Source organism: Chryseobacterium sp. 2VB (assembly GCF_005503635.1).
Classification (GTDB): domain Bacteria; phylum Bacteroidota; class Bacteroidia; order Flavobacteriales; family Weeksellaceae; genus Chryseobacterium; species Chryseobacterium cupriresistens.
The window spans coordinates 81452-101506 of record NZ_SCNC01000014.1; the positions used below are offsets into that span (position 1 = coordinate 81452).

The following is a 20055-nucleotide window of genomic DNA, read 5'->3' on the forward strand; positions in this document are numbered from 1 at the left end:
CGTAAAATCTAATTATTGTGAAAGAAGTCCAAGCACTTTTTCAAGCCCTGCAGGCATTTCGTCATTGGTTGCACGCACTTTTACCCCAAGAGAATATTCCTTTTCCACTTTAATTCCTGTACTGGAAGTTCTCTTATAGGAGACATCCACTTTGAATTTCACAGGTCCCCATCCACCGGATACTCCGGCATTGATCCCGAATTCATCACTTACGTCTTTTGTGTATGTAGAATTAAGTTTCACATTAAAGTCTACTTCACAGGTTTCAATTCTGAAGCTTGGTACATTCAGCAATGCAATAAACGGCACTGAAATTTCCACATCGTTCGGAATCGTTTTAGGGTTGGTGGCACTTACCGGCTCATCTTCTTTAAAATCCGGGTTCGGAATATTTTTTTTGTATTTGAATTCTGCCATTCTCAGTTTTTTAGGACTGGCAGCATTGGCCGGATCTGTAAGTTCGAAACCGACTTCGTTGATGAAATTAACGGTGGCAATTGAGGCATTGGACTGTGCTTTTACACAAGCATCCAAAGGTCCGCCAATAATCGTTGCAAAGTCGATGCTTCCCAATTCTGCTGCAAAATCTGCATTGGCAGCATCTGAAGTTCTGAAGATCTCTTCATCGGCAGACATTCTACCGGCAATCAGTTTCATGATCTCAGAAGAGGCACCGGAAAAAGATTTTTCCCACTTTTCATCATAATTCTTTTTGAACTCGTCTACAATTGCTAATAATTCCTTATTCGTCAATGAACTCAGTTCTGAGGTTTCAATTCCTGACACTTTTTCATAGACTGCCGGAGTCAGTACTTTTTCTACTCCCGATAAAAGGTCGATTAACTCATTTTTTGTTTTTTTGGCGTGACTTGCTTCAAGCACTGATTTTAATGTTTCCATGTTTTTTGTTTTTGATTAATATTGTGGGACAAAATTAGATCACCGGGCTTCAAAACATTTCAGGAGAACACCTCTACTTGTTCAGGAAAAACACCCTAAAAAAATAAAAAGCCTGAACTTACGGTATAAGTTCAGGCTTTTGTAATATATGTAGCAAATATTTATTTTATAGACGCAAAGATCATATTAACTATTATTATTTTTAAGGAAACTGAGAAAGCAACAAAGTTGCTGATGAAGCTGCATGGATATGCTTACGCTTAGAAAGAATCAATTCCATTGATTCCATCTTTGCTCCCTTAAGAATCAACATGAGACAGTAAACCTTTGCGTTAATTTTAAAAGCAATCATATACAATTTTACATTAATCTGCTATCTTACTTATTATTATGACTCTGTCATTCTGAATGTACGCAGTGAAATGAAGAATCCAGGTTTTACATGAGATTCTTACTTCGTCAGAATGACAATGGCGTAAAATTGTATATAGTCGCCAATTTAAATAGATTCAACCTTTCTATGCCGGTTTTTTGCTGTTATTTTCCAGATTGACATCCGGAACAACAGAATCCGGATCCAGTTTCACCTCATCAATTTCCTTGCTGGATTCTACCTTGAATGTCCATTCAGTATTTCTTTTCCAAACTTCAACAGGAATTTTTACCGTCTGTGTTGTTCCGTCTTTGAATTTGATTTGTACGGTTGTAGGCATTGGCAGCTGGCCAATATTTTCAACCGTAATCTGAACGCCGTTTTTAAAGTTTCCGTTTACATATTGTACGTTCTTAACCGCCTGATCAATTTTCCATTTATTAAAGAACCATCCTCTCCAGAACCAGTTCAGTTCTTCTCCGGAAACGTTTTCCATCGTATGGAAGAAATCCCATGGCGTCGGATGTTTGAATGCCCAACGGTCAATATAGGTTCTGAATGCTTTGTCAAATTTTTCAGGACCCAAAATTGTTTCTCTTAAAACTTCCAATCCTGTTCCCGGCTTATAGTAAGCCAATGCTCCGATACTTCTTTCTTTCATATTATCCGGACCTACCATTACAGGCTCCAGGCTGTCGGTTAGCAGATACGTTCCTGATCTTGCCAGATTCGGTTTACGGTAATATTCTCCTTTATTGAAAGCTTCCGTTGAAAGCCCGTTAATGAATGTATTGAACCCTTCATCCATCCATGCAAACAGTCTTTCATTAGATCCAACGATCATAGGAAACCAGTTGTGTCCGAACTCATGGTCTGTAACCCCCCAAAGATCTTCTCCTTTGGAATCCATATGGCAGAAAACAATTCCCGGATATTCCATTCCACCTTCATTTCCAGCTACATTGGTGGCAGCCGGATACGTATATTCATACCATTTTTTTGAATAATGTTCTATAGCTGCTTTAGTATACTCTGTAGATCTTCCCCACGCTTTATCACTAGCACTCTCCGCAGGATAAGCTGAAATAGCCAAAGATTTCTTTCCACTGGGTAAATTGATTTTTGCAGCATCTAAAATAAATCCGGCAGAAGATGCCCATGCAAAATCTCTTGTCTGATTAATTTTAAATTTCCAGGTCTTTGTTCCTGAAGTTTTATTTTTACCGATTTCAGATTCCGGACGGATCATTACCGTTTTATCACTGTTTCTTGCCTCATTCCATCTGTTGATTTCTTCTTTGCTGTACACTTCTTTCTCATTCAGAAGTTCTCCGGATGCTACGACATAATGACTGGCAGGAACAGTAATATTGGCTGTAATATTTCCATATTCTAAATAAAACTCTGAAGCTCCAAGGTAAGGAAGTGTATTCCAGCCCATCACATCATCATATACGCACATTCTCGGATACCACTGTGCGATGGTAAATATTTTACCGTTTTTAGTATCCTGAACTCCCATTCTGTCTGAACCATACTCAGGAGAAATAAAAGAATATTCTATTTCTATCTTTGCCACACCTCCATTGGCTTTCAGCTCTTTGGGAAGATCAATCTGCATTCTTGTATCGGTAATGGTGTATTTTACATCTTTCTTACCATCCAGTTTGACTGATTTAATGGTATATCCACCGTTAAATTCTTCACCATGAGCTCCGTTTCTGCTCCCGGATAGCGGCACTACACCATTTCCTCTTGAATCTTTTGCAAACAGATTCTGATCCAGCTGCAGCCAGAGAAAGCCTAATTTATCAGGACTGTTGTTGGTATAGATAATCTGCGCTGTACCGGTAATTTCTTTTTTATCTTCATTCAGGCTGACGTTCAAATGATAATCTGCTGAATTCTGCCAGTAAGCATGTCCCGGCTGTCCGCTTGCAGAACGGGTAGCTGTGCCTGTCTGCGGATAAAAGAACGGCTTAAATGCTTCTACATAATCATATTTCGGAGTCTGCTGTGCATATGCAGATCCTGAAAAGAGGACAACTGCAAGCGTCGAAACAAGGGTTGGAAGTTTAAAATTCATTTGAAAAGTATTATTTAGTGTATAGGTAAAAAAAACTCCCGGATTTGTTACACATCCGGGAGTTTTTTTAATATAAGTTTAATTTAATTCGATTTTTTGGCTTTAATCATTGCTTCCAAAGCATCCCACATTTCTTTAGGAATTGCCTCAAGCATATTGAATTCTCCGGCTCCCTGAAGCCATTCTCCACCGTCAATAGTTACCACTTCCCCATTCATATACGCTGAATAATCGGAAACCAGATAAGCAGCAAGGTTGGCAAGCTCCTGATGTTCTCCCACTCTTCTTAACGGAACTTTTTTCTTCATATCGAATTTTTCCTGAAGATCCCCTGGAAGAAGTCTGTCCCATGCTCCTTTTGTAGGGAAAGGCCCTGGTGCAATGGCATTGAAACGGATTCCATATTTTGCCCATTCTACCGCTAATGATCTGGTCATCGCCAGCACTCCTGCTTTTGCACAGGCAGACGGTACAACATAAGCGGAACCTGTCCATGCGTAAGTGGTTACGATATTCAGTACTGTTCCCGGAGTTTTAGAATCTATCCAGTGTTTTCCTACTGAAAGGGTACAGTTTTTCGTTCCTTTTAAAACAATATCCAGAATGGAGTCAAAAGCAGAGTGAGTCAGTTTTTCTGTGGGAGAAATGAAGTTTCCCGCAGCATTATTCAATAAAATATCAATCTTTCCGAATTCTTTCAGAGTTGCTTCTTTCATGGCTTCCACCTCATCCCAGTTTCTTACATCACAAGCTACACAAAGCACTTTCCCTCCTGTTTCCTCTTCCAGTTCCTTAGCTGTTCCCTGTAATTTTTCCAGATTTCTGGAAGTGATCACTACTTTGGCACCCAGTTCAAGAAAGTATTTGGTCATTGCTTTTCCAAGGCCGCTTCCGCCTCCTGTTACAATCGCTACTTTATCTTTTAGTGCACCTTCGCGCAGCATAGGTTGTGTATATAGACTCATAAAATATTTTTTCTTAAAAATACTAAATATTGAAATGCAATCCTTTAAAATGGGTTGATAAATAATGCTACAAATAATTGTTCCTTATATTATTCTTAAATATAGATCAACTATTTAAAAAGAAAATAGCCTGATAATAATTACCCGGCTATTTTTTCATTTGTTAAAACAATATATTAAGAAGCTACCACTCCTTTGAAAGAAAGTGTTTTAGGCGTTTTGCTGTCGCTGGTAGTAACGTTTACAGTCTTCATAAATGGCCCTACTGTTGCTGCGTTATAGCTGGCTTCCACAAATCCTTTTTTTCCTGGCTGGATAGGAGTTTTTGTGTAATCGGCAGTTGTACATCCGCATGAAGGAGCTACATTCTGAATAATGATTGGTTTTGAACTTGTGTTTGTAAATTCAAATCTGATCAATTTTGGTTTACCCTGAGGAATATTTCCTACATCGATAGATTCTGATTTCCATTTGATAGCATCAGCAACCATTTTTACGATAGATGGACCATCTGTAGTCAATACATTCGCATAAAACGGAGAGAACGCCAACACGGCTAAAAGAGCTGTAATTTTTAATTTTTTCATGAGTATATATTTTAATATTTGAAACTGATTATGTTCTTCTATATGACAAATGTAAAGCAGACAATGATTACGGCTTGTTAACCGCTGTCTAACATTTGTTAATGAGTTGTTAATGGTAAAAGATAAATAGATATTTTTGGATAATATTGTTTCAGGAAATGAAAATAAAAAGACTCAATATTATTATCACGCTTGGATTCGTCGCTATTATCGGAATTTTAATAGCACAATTGATGTGGACGATACAGGCTTATAATCTTGAAGACAAAAAATTTAACCAGAAAGTCAATATTGCCTTAATGGAAGTCGCAGAAAAACTTTCCGGAGGAAAGACATCCTACACTGAAAATCCCGTACAGAATATTGCCAACGATTATTATGTGGTTAATATCAACAATGAATTTCACCCCGTAGTTCTTGAATATTATCTGAAAACAGAGTTTACCCGTTTCCAGATCAACACAGATTATGTGTATGCATTATACAACTGCCACAGTGATAAAATGGTATATGGAAAGTATATGACGACCCATCAGGAAAGCCCAGGCAATAAGGTCATTAATTTTCCGAAGCATAAAAATCTGATCTATTATTTTTCCATACGATTTCCTGATAAGACCACTTACCTGATCAGTTCATTACGATTCTGGTATCTCCTTACCTTTGCTCTTATCATTATCCTTTTGGTGTATGTATATTCTATCTACACGATCATTCAGCAGAAGAAGTTCTCGGAGCTGCAGCGTGATTTTATCAATAATATGACTCATGAGTTTAAAACACCTTTATCCTCTATACTTTTAGCTTCGGAAGCACTTAATAAACAGGAAATGGTACAGGAAAATTCCAAACTGCAGACCTATACCTCTATTATCATCAATCAAAGCCACAAGCTCAATAGCCACATTGAGAAAATATTGAATATTGCTAAAAATGATGCGGCAGGACTGTCATTAAAGCCTCAAAAGATCCTGCTAATCCCTTTTATTCAGGAGATTGCTGATAGTTTACAGCATAAAAACAAAGATCTCAGCATTGAGATCGATATTGAAAACAGTACTTCGGTAATGGCAGATGAATTTCACTTTACGAATATCATTTACAACCTGCTGGATAATTCCATCAAGTATTGTGAAACAAAGTCTGTGATTAAAATTTCAGCTTATAAAGATTCAAAAGGCTTATATTTAAAGTTTAAAGACAACGGAATGGGAATTCCTGCTAAAAATATTCCTCATATTTTTGAAAAATTTTATCGGGTACATACCAAAAAAAGTGAAGAAGTAAATGGTTTCGGACTGGGATTATTTTATGTAAAAAAAGTAGTTCAGCAGCATCATTGGAAAATTTTTGTAGAAAATAATGAAGATAAAGGAATTACTACAACGCTCTTCTTTCCGTTTTCAAATTAATCATGTGTAAGTATGGAGAAATCTAAAATTTTATATGCCGAAGATGACAAAACAATAGCTTTTCTGGTGGAAGACAGTTTGGAAAGTTATTATGATATCCGCTGTTATTCTGATGGAGAATCTGCGTTGGAAGCATTTAACAGCCAGGATTTTGATATCTGCCTTCTGGATATTATGATGCCCGGCATGAACGGATTTGAGGTAGCACAAAATATCCGCAGTAAAAATGCTGAAATTCCTATTATTTTCATCTCTGCAAAAGCTTTAAAAGAGGACAGAATCAAAGGACTTAAAATTGGAGCTGATGATTATCTGGTAAAACCATTTAGTATTGAGGAACTGATGCTGAAAATTGAAGTTTTTCTGAAACGCACTAAGAAATCGGATACTTCCCCTCTGCAATATAAAGTGGGCAAATATGATTTTGATCCAAAAAATTACACCCTGAAAGGTGCGGAAAACAATATTACCCTTACCCAAAGAGAGTCTGATCTTCTTTTATATTTTATACGTCATAAAAACCTTGTGGTCAAAAGGCAGGAAATCCTGAGGGCCATTTGGGGTGATGATGATTATTTCATGGGACGGAGCCTCGATGTTTTCATTTCCCGGCTGAGGAAGGTACTGGCTGAAGAACAGAACATAGTAATAGAAAACCTTCACGGAATAGGTTTCCGTTTTTCAGAAAAAGAGTAAATAGCCCTTAACTAATTTAAAACACAACAGAAAATGATGATTTTAATTAATTTTAAACTTTGAAAAATTGTCATTAATGAAAAATCGCAAGTCTATTGTTTTTCTTTCTCTAGCATTTTTAAGTGCAAACTTTCATGCCCAAAAATTTGAAAAATTAATACAATATGTCAATCCTCTGATCGGAACTGAAAAGATGGGACATACGTATCCGGGAGCCACTGTTCCTTTTGGTGCCGTACAGCTAAGCCCTGAAACAGACACCATTTCCTATGAACTCAATGGAAAATATAATGGTGAGGTGTATAAATACTGCGCCGGCTACCGTTATGAAGATAAAACCATAGTGGGATTCAGCTCTACCCATTTCAGCGGTACAGGACACTCTGATCTGGGAGATTTTCTGGTGATGCCTACTGTAGGAAAACTTCAATTGAATCCCGGAACAGCAGCTAATCCTGAAAACGGATACAGAAGCAGATTTTCACACCAGAACGAAACTGCAGAAGCCGGATATTATAAAGTAAAACTGGATGACCACAATATTCTGGCAGAGCTGACAGCAACTCCAAGAGTGGGAATTCACCGTTATACTTTCCCAAAATCTGACCAGACTCACATTATTCTGGATCTGATGGCTGGCATTTACAATTATGATGGGAAAAATGTATGGACATACGTTCGTGTAGAAAACGGAAATACCATCACAGGTTATCGTCAGACCAACGGCTGGGCAAGAACCAGAACGGTTTATTTCGCCATGAAGTTTTCAAAACCTTTTAAATCTTACGGTCAGCAAAACTATGATGAAAAACAGGTTTACAAAGGATTCTGGAGAAAATTCGACCAAAACAAAAACTTTCCGGAGATTGCAGGAAAGAACCTGAAAATGTATTTTGATTTTGATACCAATGAAAATGAAGCGATTGAAGTAAAATTGGCCATTTCTCCGGTAAGCCAGACCAATGCTCTGGAAAATCTGGAAAAAGAAGCAGGAAGTATAACCTTCGATCAGGCTAAAATACAAGCCCAGGACAACTGGAATAAGGAATTAAATAAAATTGTCATTAGAGGTTCTGATACAGAAAAGATCAATTTCTATACAGCAATGTACCACACCTTTATCAATCCCACCACTTATATGGACGTCAATGGAGAATATAAAGGGCTGGATCAGAATGTTCATAAAGCAGATGGCTTTACCAATTATACAACCTTCTCTCTTTGGGATACTTACCGCACGCTTCATCCTTTCTTTAATATCATTCAGCCTAAACGGAATGGTGACATGGTAAAATCTATGATGGCTCATTACAATCAATTCTCAATGAAAATGCTGCCTATCTGGTCACATTATGCAAACGACAACTGGTGTATGAGCGGCTACCATAGTGTAAGCGTTGTAGCTGATGCTATTATTAAAGGAAATTATACGGGTGATCCTGAAGAAGCTTTGAAAGCATGTATAGAAACAGCAAAAAAAAGAGATTACGAAGGTATAGGACAGTATATTGATCTTGGATATATTCCGGCTGAAAAAAATGGAACATCAGTTTCCAATACATTAGAATATGCCTATGATGACTGGGCGATTGCTCAACTGGCAAAGCATTTAAACAAAACAGATATTTACAATCAGTTTATTAAACGGTCCGAAAACTGGAAAAATAACTTTGACAAAGCCATCGGGTTTATGCGTCCGCGTCTGGCAGATGGAAGTTTTAAGAAAGATTTTGATGTATTAAGTACCCATGGGCAGGGCTTTATTGAAGGAAATTCATGGAACTACAGTTTCTTTGTTCCGCAAAATCCCGATGAACTGATCACGATGATGGGCGGAAAGAAAAAATTTGCATCCAAACTGGATGAACTGTTTACCATGCATTTACCTGATGAATTCTTTGCAGACACTGAAGATATTACCCGTGAAGGAATTATTGGTGGATATGTTCACGGAAATGAACCGGCTCACCATGTTGCGTATTTTTATAACTGGGCAGGACAGCCGTGGAAAGCACAGGCACAGATCCGCCGTATTCTGGAAATGCAGTATAAAGCAACACCGGACGGATTGGGCGGAAATGATGATGCCGGACAAATGAGTGCATGGTATATTCTGAGTTCATTAGGTTTCTATCCTGTAGCTCCTGGATCAGAGAACTATTCTATCGGAAGCCCGGCGATTGGTCATGCTGTACTGAATCTGGAAAACGGAAAAACTTTTGAAATTGAAGCGATCAACCAAAGTCCGGAAAATGTGTACGTTCAGAAAGTTCTTTTGAATGGAAAAGAGATTAAAAACTTTACATTAAAACATTCTGAGATTATGAATGGTGGGAAACTGACATTTTATATGGGAAATAAGGCGAAAAAGTAAAAAGGTGAATGAGCTAGGATTTGAACATTCGCAGTCTTTAATTAAAATAAGTTTTGGCTCCTAAAGCCAATGGAAGGTTAAATATAAAGTGAGCGGGCTAAAGCCCGCTCCTATTGATTATTTTCCTGAACATTTTTCGTTGTATAATTTGGTTCCTTCTGTTTGCTCCAGATCCTTCAATCTTTTTAATGCTGTGCAAGCAACATCTGTTTTGTTTTGTGCTGTTGCAATTGAAGCAATGTTGTACAATGCTTCTGTATTTGTATTATCGTCTTCATGAGCCTTATTGAAGAAGTAAACTGCGTTATCAAATTTTTGACTGTTAATGGCTTTTAAACCCTTATTAAAATTTTCTACAGACACAAACTTATCTTTTATTCTCACTACAGTTTTTTCATCTTTTTCAAAAGAAACTTTGCCAAAAAAAGCAATACTACCGGCATCACCATCTTCTAATTTAACGTTGAGGTAGTACGGAATAATAATTTTTTCAAAGCTCTCAAAACCTGTCAGATCCCATACTTTATAATCTTTTTCCAGCGTTGTTTTGAAAAATTCAATAGCTGTCTGATTATCTTTAGTCTGCTTTTTAGAGTCCACTGTTACTTCAACTTTTTGTTTTTTAGGAAAAATTCTGATTTCTCCTACTGTCTCAAAATTCAGAGTATATTTCTTTTTAGAATAACTTTCAAGAAGTTCAAAATTTATTCCTCTTTTTAATGATGGCATTGCGTTTCGGGAAGTAATTATAATCGAATCGCCAGTTGCTTTATCCGTAAAATCTTTCAAAACCTCAGATGTTTTTACAAACCATCTCTTTCTTATTTTATCAGGAAAAGTAACACCTTCTGGTTTTTCTATAACAATTAATGAATCGGATGTCAACTTTTCAATTTCATAAATTGGCTTATCAGCTATCCTTATTACATTTTTTTCTATCTTAACATTCACACAACTTTTCCTCTCCGAATACCAAGGATCAATATATTCACAAAGGTTATTCCCATTAATTTTCCATAGTAAAAAACTGGATGGTTTTTGAAATAAATCCCTGCTTCCATCTAACATGCTGGATTTTATACTTGTCCATGACGAATTTGAAAGTAATTCTGTATTTATTTGTGAACTAAATTGCAAAGAAATTGATAGAAATAGCAATAAAAAGAGCTTGTACATAGGTATTAATTATTTTTTGCACGAAGCTACATAAATTTAAAATATCTTGAAACTTAAAAGAGTGTCCAGCTAATCATTCGCCAATCTTTAATAATCTTCCTGCTTAGTTTTGGCTGAAGCCAGTGGCAGATTTTAAAATAAGAAAGCGGGCTAAAGCCCGCTTCTATTGAATTATAATAATCTCTGATTAATCTCTAGGTTCAAAAAGTAATCTCTCTCCAAATTTCTCTTCTGCAATTGTACCATTATCATACACCAAGTGACCATTGACAAAAGTATGGGTAACTTTAGAGTGAAAATTCATCCCTTCCAGTGGGCTCCAGCCACACTTGTATAATAAATTGTCTTTGGAAACCGTCCAATCCTGATTTAAATCAACCAAAACAAGATCTGCTTTATATCCTTCCCTTACAAAACCTCTTTTTTCAACTTTAAAAAGAATAGCAGGATTATGAGCCATCTTTTCAACGATTTTCTCAAGGGATATTTTACCGTTTTTATAGTTTTCAAGCATTACAATCAATGAATGCTGCACCAAAGGTGCCCCTGAAGGACATTTTGTATAAACATTATTCTTCTCTTCTGCCGTATGCGGAGCGTGGTCTGTAGCAATCACATCTATTCTGTCATCCAGTAATGCTTCCCAAAGGGCATCTTTATCTTTTTGAGTTTTTACAGCAGGGTTCCATTTGATAAGACCACCTCTTGTTTCGTAATCATCGTTGGTAAATGTAAGATGATGAACACATACCTCAGCAGTGATTTTTTTGTCTTTTAGAGGAATATCATTTCGGAAAAGTTCCATTTCCTTTGCTGTTGAAAGGTGGAAAACATGAAGTCTCGCCCCTGTTTTTTTCGCAAGCTCTATCGCCTTGGATGAAGATTTATAACATGCCTCTTCACTTCTGATCAGGTGGTGGAATTTTACAGGAATATCATCTCCATATTCATCCATATATTTCTGAGTATTGGCTCTGATTGTAGCTTCATCTTCACAGTGCACAGCAATCAGCATTTTGGTATTACTGAAAATGTTTTCCAGAGTTTCAGGATTATCAACCAGCATATTTCCTGTAGATGATCCTAAAAATAACTTGATTCCCGGCACATTTCTAGGGTTCGTTTTCAAAACTTCCTCCAGATTATCATTCGTTCCTCCCATCATAAAACCATAGTTGGCATATGCTTTTTGGGAAGCAATCTCATATTTGTCTGCCAATAGCTCCTGGGTAACAGCGTTTGGAACAGTATTCGGCTGATCAATAAAACTGGTGATCCCTCCTGCAATGGCTGCTCTTGACTCGCTCTCAATATCGCCTTTATGAGTAAGTCCAGGCTCACGGAAATGCACCTGATCATCTATTACCCCGGGAAGAAGATATTTACCTGAACCATCAATAATCTGATCCGCGTCTTCAGAAATGCCGGCAGCTATTTTAGAGATTAAATCATTTTCTATCAGGATATCGCTTTCAAAGACTTTTCCTTCGTTGACGATATTTACATTTTTTATAAGAACTTTCATTTCAATTTATTTCGCTGTAAAATTAAGATTTTAAGTTTTAATTCACCCCAAAATCGCAAAACGAATGCTTAAAGTTTTACATTTGCAAAAAAAATCGACTTTGTATAAGAAACTATTAGGACAGACAGCGGTATATGGACTTAGTTCCGTATTAGTCCGTATTTTTCCATTTATCATTGCACCCATCGTTACAAAGGCTTTCGGACCAGCTGCTTCGTCACCGTTTGTAGACTGGTATTCCATTGCAGGTGTAATTACGGTATTGCTTACACATGGCATGGAAACTTCTTTCTTCCGATTTGCACAAGAGGATAACATTGACAAAAAAACATTGATTTCAACCTGCTCAGTGAGTATCATCAGTATGGGGTTAATTTACCTTATTCTGGGATATGTATTCAGATTTCAGCTTGCTGAAGCCTTTGAAACTCCTGATCAGGTCAATTTTCTAATCATATTCTTATTTATTCTCTCATTGGATGCATTTTCCACCATCCCATCTGCTATATTGAGGTTACAAGGAAAACCCTTCAAATATATGCTTTCCAAGGTAGCCGGCTCCCTGGTTTACTTTTTACTGGTTTTATTCTTCATCAGATGGCTTCCTAAACATCCTGAGGGAGTACTTGGGTTAAAATATAATCCTGACTTCGGAGTCGGATATGTTTTCGTTGCCAATCTCATCCAAAGTATTATCACCCTTTTGATTGTAGGAAAAGAATTCTTCAGCTTCAGTATATCCAAATTCGATTTCGGACTGTGGAAAAGAATCATGAACTATTCCTGGCCGGTAATGATTGCAGGACTGGCTGGTATTGTAAATCAGACATTAGACCGACAATTCTTAAAATACCTCCTTCCTGAAGAAGAAGCCCGTCATCAGATTGGAGTATATGGAGCCGTTTACAAGATTGCTACCTTTATTACTGTGTTCAGACAGGCCTATCAATTGGGTATTGAACCTTACTTTTTTTCAAGTTTCAAGAACAAGGATTCTCACAAGACCTATGCCGTATTGATGGATATTTTTGTGGTATGCAGCTGCATCATTTATATGGGGCTTATGGTAAATCTTCAATGGATTTCTGAAAAATATTTAAGGAACCCTCTCTACTATGAGGGAATTGAAATCATTCCATTTATCATGCTTGGAGCTCTGTTTCTGGGAATCTACCTTAATCTTTCTATATGGTATAAGCTATCAGATCAGACAAGGGTTGGCTTATATATTTCTGTTATAGGAGCATGTATCACCATTCTTATCAACTTCTTGTTCATTCCTCAATATGGATATTGGGCAAGTGCCATAGCAGCACTGATTACCTTTATGTCTATGATGATCATTTCCTATGTATGGGGACAAAGGCAGTATCCTATTCATTATAATATAGGTAAAATATTGATTTATCTGGGATTCACCATTGTTTGTTCATTGGTCTCTTTCTATTATTTCAGAACTAATTATATGGTAGGTAATCTATTCCTCCTTTTATTCCTGGCTTTGATAGTATTCAAAGAAAAAGCAATAGTATCCAAAATCATAAAAAGATCTTAAACTTTGGTCTTTATTTTGCTTGTAAACAAACCTGTTGTTAATTTAAACAATTATTTAAAAAGATATAAATCATAATCCCTTAAAGGTTTTAATTATTATCTTTAACCTAAATATCAAAAAACAACTAATAAAAACATCTTTTATACATATAATTTATGAAAATTATTGTCCCTATGGCTGGACGTGGTTCCAGATTACGTCCACATACACTGACAGTTCCAAAACCTCTTATTCCTATTGCAGGAAAACCTATCGTACAGAGATTAGTGGAAGATATTGCTAAAGTTGCAGGAGAAAACATTGAAGAGGTAGCTTTTATCATCGGAGATTTTGGCCCTGAGATCGAAAGATCCCTTATTCAGATTGCTGAAAAGCTGGGAGCAAAAGGAAGTATATATTATCAGAACGATCCTCTTGGAACTGCTCACGCCATCAAATGTGCAGAACAATCTATGCAGGGAGATATCGTTATTGCCTTTGCAGATACTCTTTTCCGTGCAGATTTCCAGTTGGACAAAAATTCTGACGGTGTAATCTGGGTGAAAAGTGTTGAAGATCCATCAGCGTTCGGAGTCGTAAAACTGGATAATTACGGTTTCATTACCGACTTTGTTGAAAAACCAACGACTTACGTTTCAGATCTTGCTATCATTGGTATCTATTATTTCAACAGTGCCGAAAAGCTGATGGAAGAAATCAATTATATCATGGATAATGATATTAAAAACGGCGGCGAATACCAATTAACAACCGCTCTTGAAAACCTCAGAGCTAAAGGTGCCAAGTTTACCCTTGGAAAAGTAAACGACTGGATGGATTGCGGTAACAAAAATGCTACAGTAGAGACCAACAGCAAAATCCTTGAATATGAAAGAGAAGCAATGACTCACTATCCTGCTTCCGCTGTGATTGAAAATTCTTTGATTATTCAGCCTTGCTTTATTGGAGAAAATGTAAAAATCTCCAATTCAAAAGTAGGACCTGGCGTTTCTTTAGGAAACAACACAACTGTTGTGAATTCTAATATTGAAAACTCTCTGATTCAGGAAAACACAAGAATTAATCACGGGAACCTTTCTAATTCTATGATCGGTAATTCCGCACAGTATTTTGGGGTTGCCAGAGAAATATCTTTAGGTGATTATTCCGTTTTAGATTTTTTATCTAAATAAGAATAGGAAATATTTTTATTTAAACATCATATCATCAGGCCACACAAAATGTTTTGTGTGGTTTGGCGTTAATATTGCAACGTATTTTTTAATTAAAAGATAAATACATGAAAAACTGGATCCCATTTCTTTTATTGCTTCTTGCCTTATCATCCTGTAAGACCCGTAATACTGCCCAAAGTGATACTGATCATACACGGGATAGCATTAATGGTGCAAAAAATATAGATAATGGAAATCCAAAAGATGTTAATGAACCGGTGAGAGACAAACTCACTTTTTATGAACATGTATTGATCCCACCCAAATTTGAACAAATCAAAATAGACAGCAAGGTAAGAGTAGAAACAGGAAGCTATGTTCCTACACTGGACGCAACCATCTATATTGAAAATGATAAAAAGGTGTGGATGAACCTGAGAGCTTTGTTCATCAATGCCGCCCGCGGTATTGCCACTCCGGAAGGAATAAAAGGTCAGGATAAAATCAATAAAACCTATATAGATTCCGATTTTGACTATCTTAATAATCTGCTGAACGTTAATTTCATTGATTATAAATCATTGGAAAAGATCCTACTGGGGAGAACTTTCGTAAAGATTAACGACAGACAATTTGACCTTACTCAAAATGCTCAGGGTTTTAAAATGGTTTCCAATACGAACCAGAAAATCGTAACGGATGAAAAAAACAGAGAGTATAAAGTGGCTCTCCAATATGACACCAATTACGATTTGTTAGCCGTGAATTTAAAAGATATTCTGTCATCAGACGAACTCGATGTTTCTTATAGTGACTGGAATGAATACGAAGGAATACGCCTTCCGAAAAATGTTAAAATAATTATAAAAGGCTCAAAATCTAGTCAGATTTTACTGGAAAACACGAAATTTGACTTTTCGAGGATGGAAACACCTTATTCTGTACCATCCAGTTATAAGAAAATTGAGATTAAATGATTAGAAAATTTAGCTTTTTAATAGGTGTTTTGATGTTCGGACTGCACCAGGGACAGCAGACCAAAGAACAACTGCAGAAGCAGAATGCCGAACTTAAAAAACAAATTGCACAAATAAATACCGATTTAGCCAAAACCAGAAGTGAATCTAAACTTTCCGTAGCCTACCTTTCCAATGTCAATCAAAAATTGGTATTAAGAGAAAAGGTTTACAATAATACGCAGAAAGAAAAAAGATTCATTGAGGATGATATCTACTTACGTCAGCTGGAAATCAACCGTCAGAATAAAGAACTGGCAGTTTTGAGAAAAAACTATGCTGAAGTTTTGGTGAATGCTTATAAAAACAAAGGAGTACAGAACAAAGTAACTTTTATTCTTTCTGCTAAAAATTTAGGAGAAGCCATACGAAGAGTTCAGTATCTGAAACAATACTCAGACTACCAGGATAAAAAAGCAGCTGAAATCACAAATGCTGCCAATCTCATCAAAAAGACCATTGCCCAAAAGCAAAATTCTGTAAAAGCGAAAGAATCCCTTTTGATTAACCAGCAGAAAGACCTGGCAACCATCAATGCTGAAAGAGCTCAAAAAGAACAGTTGGTAGCTGAATTCAAGAAAAACGAATCCAAGCTGACTGCTGAACTTAAGCAAAAACAAGTTCAGTCTAAAGCATTGGAAGGACAGATCAGAGCTATTATTGCAGAAGAGATCAGAATTGCAAAAGCAGAAGAAGAAGCCAGAAGAAAGGCAGAAGCAGAAAAAATACGTTTGGCAAAACTGGCTGCTGAAAGAGAAAAAGCAAGAATTGAAGCGGAAGCGAAAGCAAGAGCAGAAGCCCTTGAAAGAGAAAGAAGACTTGCAGAAGCAGAAGCCAAGAGAGCTGCAGAACTTGCTGCAAAAAGAGCTGAAGAAGAAAGGAAGCGTAATGAAGATGCCGCGAGAGCCGAAGCTAATGCAAGAGATGAAGCCAGAAGAGTAGCCGCTAAAAAAGCTTCAGACGAAGCCAATGCAAGAGCTAAAGAAGCTGCAGATAAATTAGCTGCCGCAAGAGCAGCAGAAGCAGCGCTTACGAAAAGAAAAGAAGAAGAGAAAAAGGCAGCAGAGAGCAAAGCCATGACAAGCTACGGAGTTTCCACCGCTACAGGAAGCAGTTTTGCAGATAACAGAGGTAGATTAGGCTATCCTGCAGACAGAGCCGGACAAATCACTCACCGTTTCGGAAGACAGCCACACCCGGTTTTCAAAAATATTACTGAAGAAAACAACGGGATCAAAATTTCTGTTCCTTCAGGTGCACGTGCAAAATCGGTGTTCCCGGGATCAGTATCTTCGGTACTGGCTAATAATGACGGAACCAAGACCGTTATCATCAAACACGGAAGTTATTTTACCATTTATTCCAACTTAGGAAATGTAAGTGTTTCCAAAGGGCAACAGGTTTCATCAGGAACTCCGGTAGGTACGATAGCTCAGGATTTTGATGGTGCTTATACGCTTGATTTCCAAGTATGGAACGGAAGTACACCAGTTGATCCATTAGGTTGGATTTCATATTAAAAAAAGTGTAACTTTGTAAAAATTTTAAGAGATGAATACACTAACAATACTTGCCTTATCTTGGCAGCACATCCTTATCGTAGCAATACTTTTGGTATTACTTTTCGGAGGAAAGAAAATCCCTGAATTAATGAGAGGAGTTGGTTCAGGAATCAAGGAATTTAAAGATGCAGTAAAAGAAGAAGACAAACCAGGTTCTGAAAACAAATCGGCTTCCAATAATAACAATTCTTCCAGCAACTAAAATTCCTTAGAATTAATGAAATTTACTGAGACTGCATGGAAAGTCTTCAATCAAGCTATTGAAGACTATCACGTGTCTGATGACGTTAACACTCTAATTAATAACCCGTTCGAAAAAGATAGTTTGGAACGGATTTTGTATGCAAAGAACTGGATTGATACCGTTCAATGGCATTTGGAAGATATAATTAGAGATGAAAATATTGATCCGGCTGAAGCTCTTCAACTGAAGAGAACAATAGACGCTTCCAATCAAAAAAGAACTGATTTGGTAGAGTATATTGATGGCTGGTTTCTTAATAAGTTTGAAAATATAACTCCTAAACCTGAAGCAAAAATAAATACAGAAACTCCCGCTTGGGCAGTAGACAGGCTATCAATTCTTGCATTAAAGGTTTATCATATGTCGTTAGAAGCTAACAGAGATTCTGCTTCTGAAGAACACAGAAACAACTGCCAAGCTAAGCTGGATGTTCTGCTTACTCAGAAAGAAGATCTATCAACTTCTATAGATCAGTTGCTTGCTGATATTGAGAACGGTAACGTTAAGATGAAAGTGTACAAACAAATGAAAATGTACAACGATGAAAGTCTTAACCCAATCCTTTATCAAAAAGGGCAACAAAAATGAAACGACTATTTTTCTTTGGAGTACTTATCATATTAACATCTTCCTGCGCATCGGAGAAGCTTAATCTTTCTCCGTTGTCAAATAATTTTTACAGTGATGCTAAAGGGTCTGATTCAGACAGAAGCTCTAAGAAGAATTTTAATATCAATATCAAACAGAATGTCAATGCTTCTGAAATTTCAAATATGATCTCCACTTTTCCCAAGTTTAAAAACAACGGATTAAATGATGAGATTACCAGTTTGAAATACAGTCTGCAGAATTATTTATATGCTATTGATGCCAGCAATTCTGCCGGAAAAAGCAGAGCCCTTAAAAGCTTCGAAAAATCATACAAAAAAATTCAAAAGCTAAGGCAGAATCTTGACAGAGACGACGATGAAGTTCTTAACAGATATCTGGTACGTTTAAAAACCAATATTTCTGTTATTGAAGATACTTTGCCAGGAAGTTAAAAACTAATTGAACTATCAATGATTAAAATTCAGGCGGAAGCCAATGTTCCCACAGAGCACGGCACTTTCCGAATGATCGCTTTCTCCGAAAACGAAAACGACTGGATGCCGCATATGGCCATCGTTGCTGAAAATACAGATTTTTCAAAACCGGTCAATGTTCGTTTCCATTCAGAATGTATTACCGGAGAAGTTTTCCATTCAAAAAAATGTGAATGCGGCCAACAATTGGATGCTGCAATGAAATATATCCAAGAAAACGGTGGGATTATCATCTACCTTCGTCAGGAAGGAAGAAACATCGGGATCATCAACAAGCTTAAGGCTTACTCACTACAGGAAAAAGGATTGGATACCGTACAGGCCAATCTTGAGCTGGGACTTCCTGCAGATGACAGAAACTTTGGTGTAGCCATTGAAATTCTGAATCTATTGGATGTAAAAGATATCAATCTACTCACCAATAATCCTGAAAAGGTAAAATATGTGGTAGACAGCAATATTCACCTTAATTCAAGAGTCCCATTACAGATTCCTGCCAATGAAATAAGCAAAGGTTATCTGCAGACAAAAAAAGACTTCTTTGGACATCTTCTTGATGACAATGATAACTAATAAAAATAAAGCCTCAGAATAAATACTCTGAGGCTTTTAATTTTTAATATACTGCTAAAAATACAGGCTTTATATAAACAGAGATACCAAGTAGACACTTTGTATCATTTTCTATTATAAATCAAAAGCCCCGAGAGAATTTCCCCCGGGACTTTTTTAATTATAAAAAACTGAAAAGATATTTCTAAATTATTTAGTCTTGATTTTAGACTCGTCAATATTGTAATACTTAATTACGCTATTGTAGTCTGAATAATCAACCGTAGGTGTTGCTGCGCTCTTATTAGATGTACCTGTTTTGGCAGGAACAATAACTACTCTGAATTTTTTGTTAGTGTAGTATACTGGGTTATTATCAAGGTTAACTCCAGTAGTAGATCTTACATCAATCCCAATATCAAACTTACTGAAGTCATATGAATATTCAACTTTATCAGCACCGTTATTAGGATATTCTGTATAGGTAAGCAATTTCCAAATTGGAGAATTATTATTGGTAAGACCTGTTTGTAAATAAATAAGGACTACATCTGATTCAAGTAATGGACTTTTAAATGCATCATCAAAATGATATGTATAGCTATCTTGTTTATTAAATTTCGGAATAATATCATAAGCTGTTGAATACGTATCATTATCCTGACCTTGTACCACAACATCATCACTATTATCACAGCTATAAGCAGTAAAACCTACAGCACCCAGGAATAAGAAGAGAAGTATTTTTTTCATTTCTATTAAAGTTTAGTTATTATTTATAATGCATATTCAA

Annotated in this window: 18 protein-coding genes; 11 read left to right on the top strand and 7 right to left on the bottom strand. The window is 36.6% G+C overall.

Going from position 1 to position 20055, the window contains the following annotated elements:
• Positions 1-12: 12 nt before the first annotated feature.
• The 4 genes from FFS26_RS14125 to FFS26_RS14140 all read right to left on the bottom strand — a co-directional run bounded on the left by FFS26_RS14125 (position 13) and on the right by FFS26_RS14140 (position 4911).
• Positions 13-900: a DUF2589 domain-containing protein gene (locus tag FFS26_RS14125; RefSeq protein ID WP_228449438.1), complete on the bottom strand. Its 888-nt coding sequence runs from the start codon at positions 898-900 to the stop codon at positions 13-15.
• A gap of 518 nt (positions 901-1418) precedes the next feature.
• Positions 1419-3359, bottom strand: coding sequence for a M1 family metallopeptidase (locus FFS26_RS14130; protein ID WP_137905323.1), 1941 nt, complete (start codon positions 3357-3359; stop codon positions 1419-1421).
• 83 nt (positions 3360-3442) lie between these two features.
• Positions 3443-4324, bottom strand: a complete 882-nt coding sequence (locus FFS26_RS14135) for an SDR family oxidoreductase (protein WP_034695744.1) — start codon at positions 4322-4324, stop codon at positions 3443-3445.
• Between the two features lie 176 nt (positions 4325-4500).
• Complete coding sequence (locus tag FFS26_RS14140; RefSeq protein ID WP_110010651.1) at positions 4501-4911, bottom strand: DUF1573 domain-containing protein; 411 nt, start codon at positions 4909-4911, stop codon at positions 4501-4503.
• A 158-nt stretch (positions 4912-5069) separates the two neighbouring features.
• On the opposite strand from FFS26_RS14140, the gene FFS26_RS14145 reads away from it, so the two are divergent.
• From FFS26_RS14145 to FFS26_RS14155, 3 genes are all read left to right on the top strand, one after another.
• Positions 5070-6323 (top strand): sensor histidine kinase, encoded by a 1254-nt coding sequence (locus FFS26_RS14145; protein WP_137905324.1) that lies wholly within the window; start codon positions 5070-5072, stop codon positions 6321-6323.
• 12 nt (positions 6324-6335) lie between these two features.
• The gene (locus tag FFS26_RS14150; protein WP_137905325.1) at positions 6336-7019 is read left to right on the top strand and encodes a response regulator transcription factor; all 684 of its coding nucleotides are present in this window, start codon (positions 6336-6338) and stop codon (positions 7017-7019) included.
• 76 nt (positions 7020-7095) lie between these two features.
• On the top strand, positions 7096-9393 hold the full coding sequence (locus tag FFS26_RS14155) for a GH92 family glycosyl hydrolase (RefSeq protein ID WP_137905326.1): 2298 nt from the start codon (positions 7096-7098) through the stop codon (positions 9391-9393).
• Between the two features lie 117 nt (positions 9394-9510).
• On the opposite strand, the gene FFS26_RS14160 is transcribed toward FFS26_RS14155, so the two are convergent.
• Together FFS26_RS14160 and FFS26_RS14165 are read right to left on the bottom strand one after the other, a co-directional pair.
• Positions 9511-10461, bottom strand: a complete 951-nt coding sequence (locus FFS26_RS14160) for a hypothetical protein (protein WP_110010647.1) — start codon at positions 10459-10461, stop codon at positions 9511-9513.
• Between the two features lie 295 nt (positions 10462-10756).
• Positions 10757-12094, bottom strand: a complete 1338-nt coding sequence (locus FFS26_RS14165) for a dihydroorotase (RefSeq protein WP_137905327.1) — start codon at positions 12092-12094, stop codon at positions 10757-10759.
• Positions 12095-12194: 100 nt separating this feature from the next.
• Between FFS26_RS14165 and FFS26_RS14170 the strand changes: the two genes are divergently transcribed.
• From FFS26_RS14170 to ribA, 8 genes are all read left to right on the top strand, one after another.
• Positions 12195-13649 carry a lipopolysaccharide biosynthesis protein gene (locus tag FFS26_RS14170; protein WP_137905328.1) on the top strand — a complete coding sequence of 485 codons (1455 nt, stop codon included), beginning with the start codon at positions 12195-12197 and terminating at the stop codon, positions 13647-13649.
• Between the two features lie 155 nt (positions 13650-13804).
• Entirely contained in the window at positions 13805-14821 is a 1017-nt protein-coding gene (locus tag FFS26_RS14175; protein WP_110010644.1) for a sugar phosphate nucleotidyltransferase, read from the top strand.
• Positions 14822-14928: 107 nt separating this feature from the next.
• Positions 14929-15780 carry a DUF4292 domain-containing protein gene (locus FFS26_RS14180; protein WP_137905329.1) on the top strand — a complete coding sequence of 284 codons (852 nt, stop codon included), beginning with the start codon at positions 14929-14931 and terminating at the stop codon, positions 15778-15780.
• Positions 15777-17339, top strand: a complete 1563-nt coding sequence (locus FFS26_RS14185; protein WP_110010642.1) for a peptidoglycan DD-metalloendopeptidase family protein — start codon at positions 15777-15779, stop codon at positions 17337-17339. Before FFS26_RS14180 ends, FFS26_RS14185 begins: the two co-directional genes overlap by 4 nt.
• Positions 17340-17370: 31 nt before the next feature.
• Complete coding sequence (locus FFS26_RS14190; protein ID WP_076596910.1) at positions 17371-17583, top strand: twin-arginine translocase TatA/TatE family subunit; 213 nt, start codon at positions 17371-17373, stop codon at positions 17581-17583.
• 15 nt (positions 17584-17598) lie between these two features.
• Positions 17599-18213, top strand: coding sequence for a DUF4254 domain-containing protein (locus tag FFS26_RS14195; RefSeq protein ID WP_110010641.1), 615 nt, complete (start codon positions 17599-17601; stop codon positions 18211-18213).
• Entirely contained in the window at positions 18210-18668 is a 459-nt protein-coding gene (locus FFS26_RS14200) for a hypothetical protein (protein WP_062672271.1), read from the top strand. Before FFS26_RS14195 ends, FFS26_RS14200 begins: the two co-directional genes overlap by 4 nt.
• An 18-nt stretch (positions 18669-18686) precedes the next feature.
• Positions 18687-19283 (top strand): GTP cyclohydrolase II, encoded by a 597-nt coding sequence (gene ribA, locus FFS26_RS14205; RefSeq protein WP_110010640.1) that lies wholly within the window; start codon positions 18687-18689, stop codon positions 19281-19283.
• Between the two features lie 189 nt (positions 19284-19472).
• On the opposite strand, the gene FFS26_RS14210 is transcribed toward ribA, so the two are convergent.
• Positions 19473-20015 (bottom strand): hypothetical protein, encoded by a 543-nt coding sequence (locus FFS26_RS14210; RefSeq protein WP_110010639.1) that lies wholly within the window; start codon positions 20013-20015, stop codon positions 19473-19475.
• Between the last annotated feature and the right edge of the window lie 40 nt (positions 20016-20055).

Bases quoted from the DNA above. Each gene is read 5' to 3' on its own strand.
- FFS26_RS14210 (WP_110010639.1), bottom strand. From the start codon at position 20,015: ATGAAAAAAATACTTCTCTTCTTATTCCTGGGTGCTGTAGGTTTTACT.
- FFS26_RS14130 (WP_137905323.1), bottom strand. From the start codon at position 3,359: ATGAATTTTAAACTTCCAACCCTTGTTTCGACGCTTGCAGTTGTCCTC.
- FFS26_RS14140 (WP_110010651.1), bottom strand. From the start codon at position 4,911: ATGAAAAAATTAAAAATTACAGCTCTTTTAGCCGTGTTGGCGTTCTCT.
- FFS26_RS14125 (WP_228449438.1), bottom strand. From the start codon at position 900: ATGGAAACATTAAAATCAGTGCTTGAAGCAAGTCACGCCAAAAAAACA.
- FFS26_RS14160 (WP_110010647.1), bottom strand. From the start codon at position 10,461: ATGTTAGATGGAAGCAGGGATTTATTTCAAAAACCATCCAGTTTTTTA.
- FFS26_RS14185 (WP_110010642.1), top strand. From the start codon at position 15,777: ATGATTAGAAAATTTAGCTTTTTAATAGGTGTTTTGATGTTCGGACTG.
- FFS26_RS14190 (WP_076596910.1), top strand. From the start codon at position 17,371: ATGAATACACTAACAATACTTGCCTTATCTTGGCAGCACATCCTTATC.
- FFS26_RS14200 (WP_062672271.1), top strand. From the start codon at position 18,210: ATGAAACGACTATTTTTCTTTGGAGTACTTATCATATTAACATCTTCC.
- FFS26_RS14175 (WP_110010644.1), top strand. From the start codon at position 13,805: ATGAAAATTATTGTCCCTATGGCTGGACGTGGTTCCAGATTACGTCCA.
- FFS26_RS14155 (WP_137905326.1), top strand. From the start codon at position 7,096: ATGAAAAATCGCAAGTCTATTGTTTTTCTTTCTCTAGCATTTTTAAGT.
- FFS26_RS14135 (WP_034695744.1), bottom strand. From the start codon at position 4,324: ATGAGTCTATATACACAACCTATGCTGCGCGAAGGTGCACTAAAAGAT.
- FFS26_RS14150 (WP_137905325.1), top strand. From the start codon at position 6,336: ATGGAGAAATCTAAAATTTTATATGCCGAAGATGACAAAACAATAGCT.
- FFS26_RS14165 (WP_137905327.1), bottom strand. From the start codon at position 12,094: ATGAAAGTTCTTATAAAAAATGTAAATATCGTCAACGAAGGAAAAGTC.
- FFS26_RS14180 (WP_137905329.1), top strand. From the start codon at position 14,929: ATGAAAAACTGGATCCCATTTCTTTTATTGCTTCTTGCCTTATCATCC.
- ribA (WP_110010640.1), top strand. From the start codon at position 18,687: ATGATTAAAATTCAGGCGGAAGCCAATGTTCCCACAGAGCACGGCACT.
- FFS26_RS14195 (WP_110010641.1), top strand. From the start codon at position 17,599: ATGAAATTTACTGAGACTGCATGGAAAGTCTTCAATCAAGCTATTGAA.
- FFS26_RS14145 (WP_137905324.1), top strand. From the start codon at position 5,070: ATGAAAATAAAAAGACTCAATATTATTATCACGCTTGGATTCGTCGCT.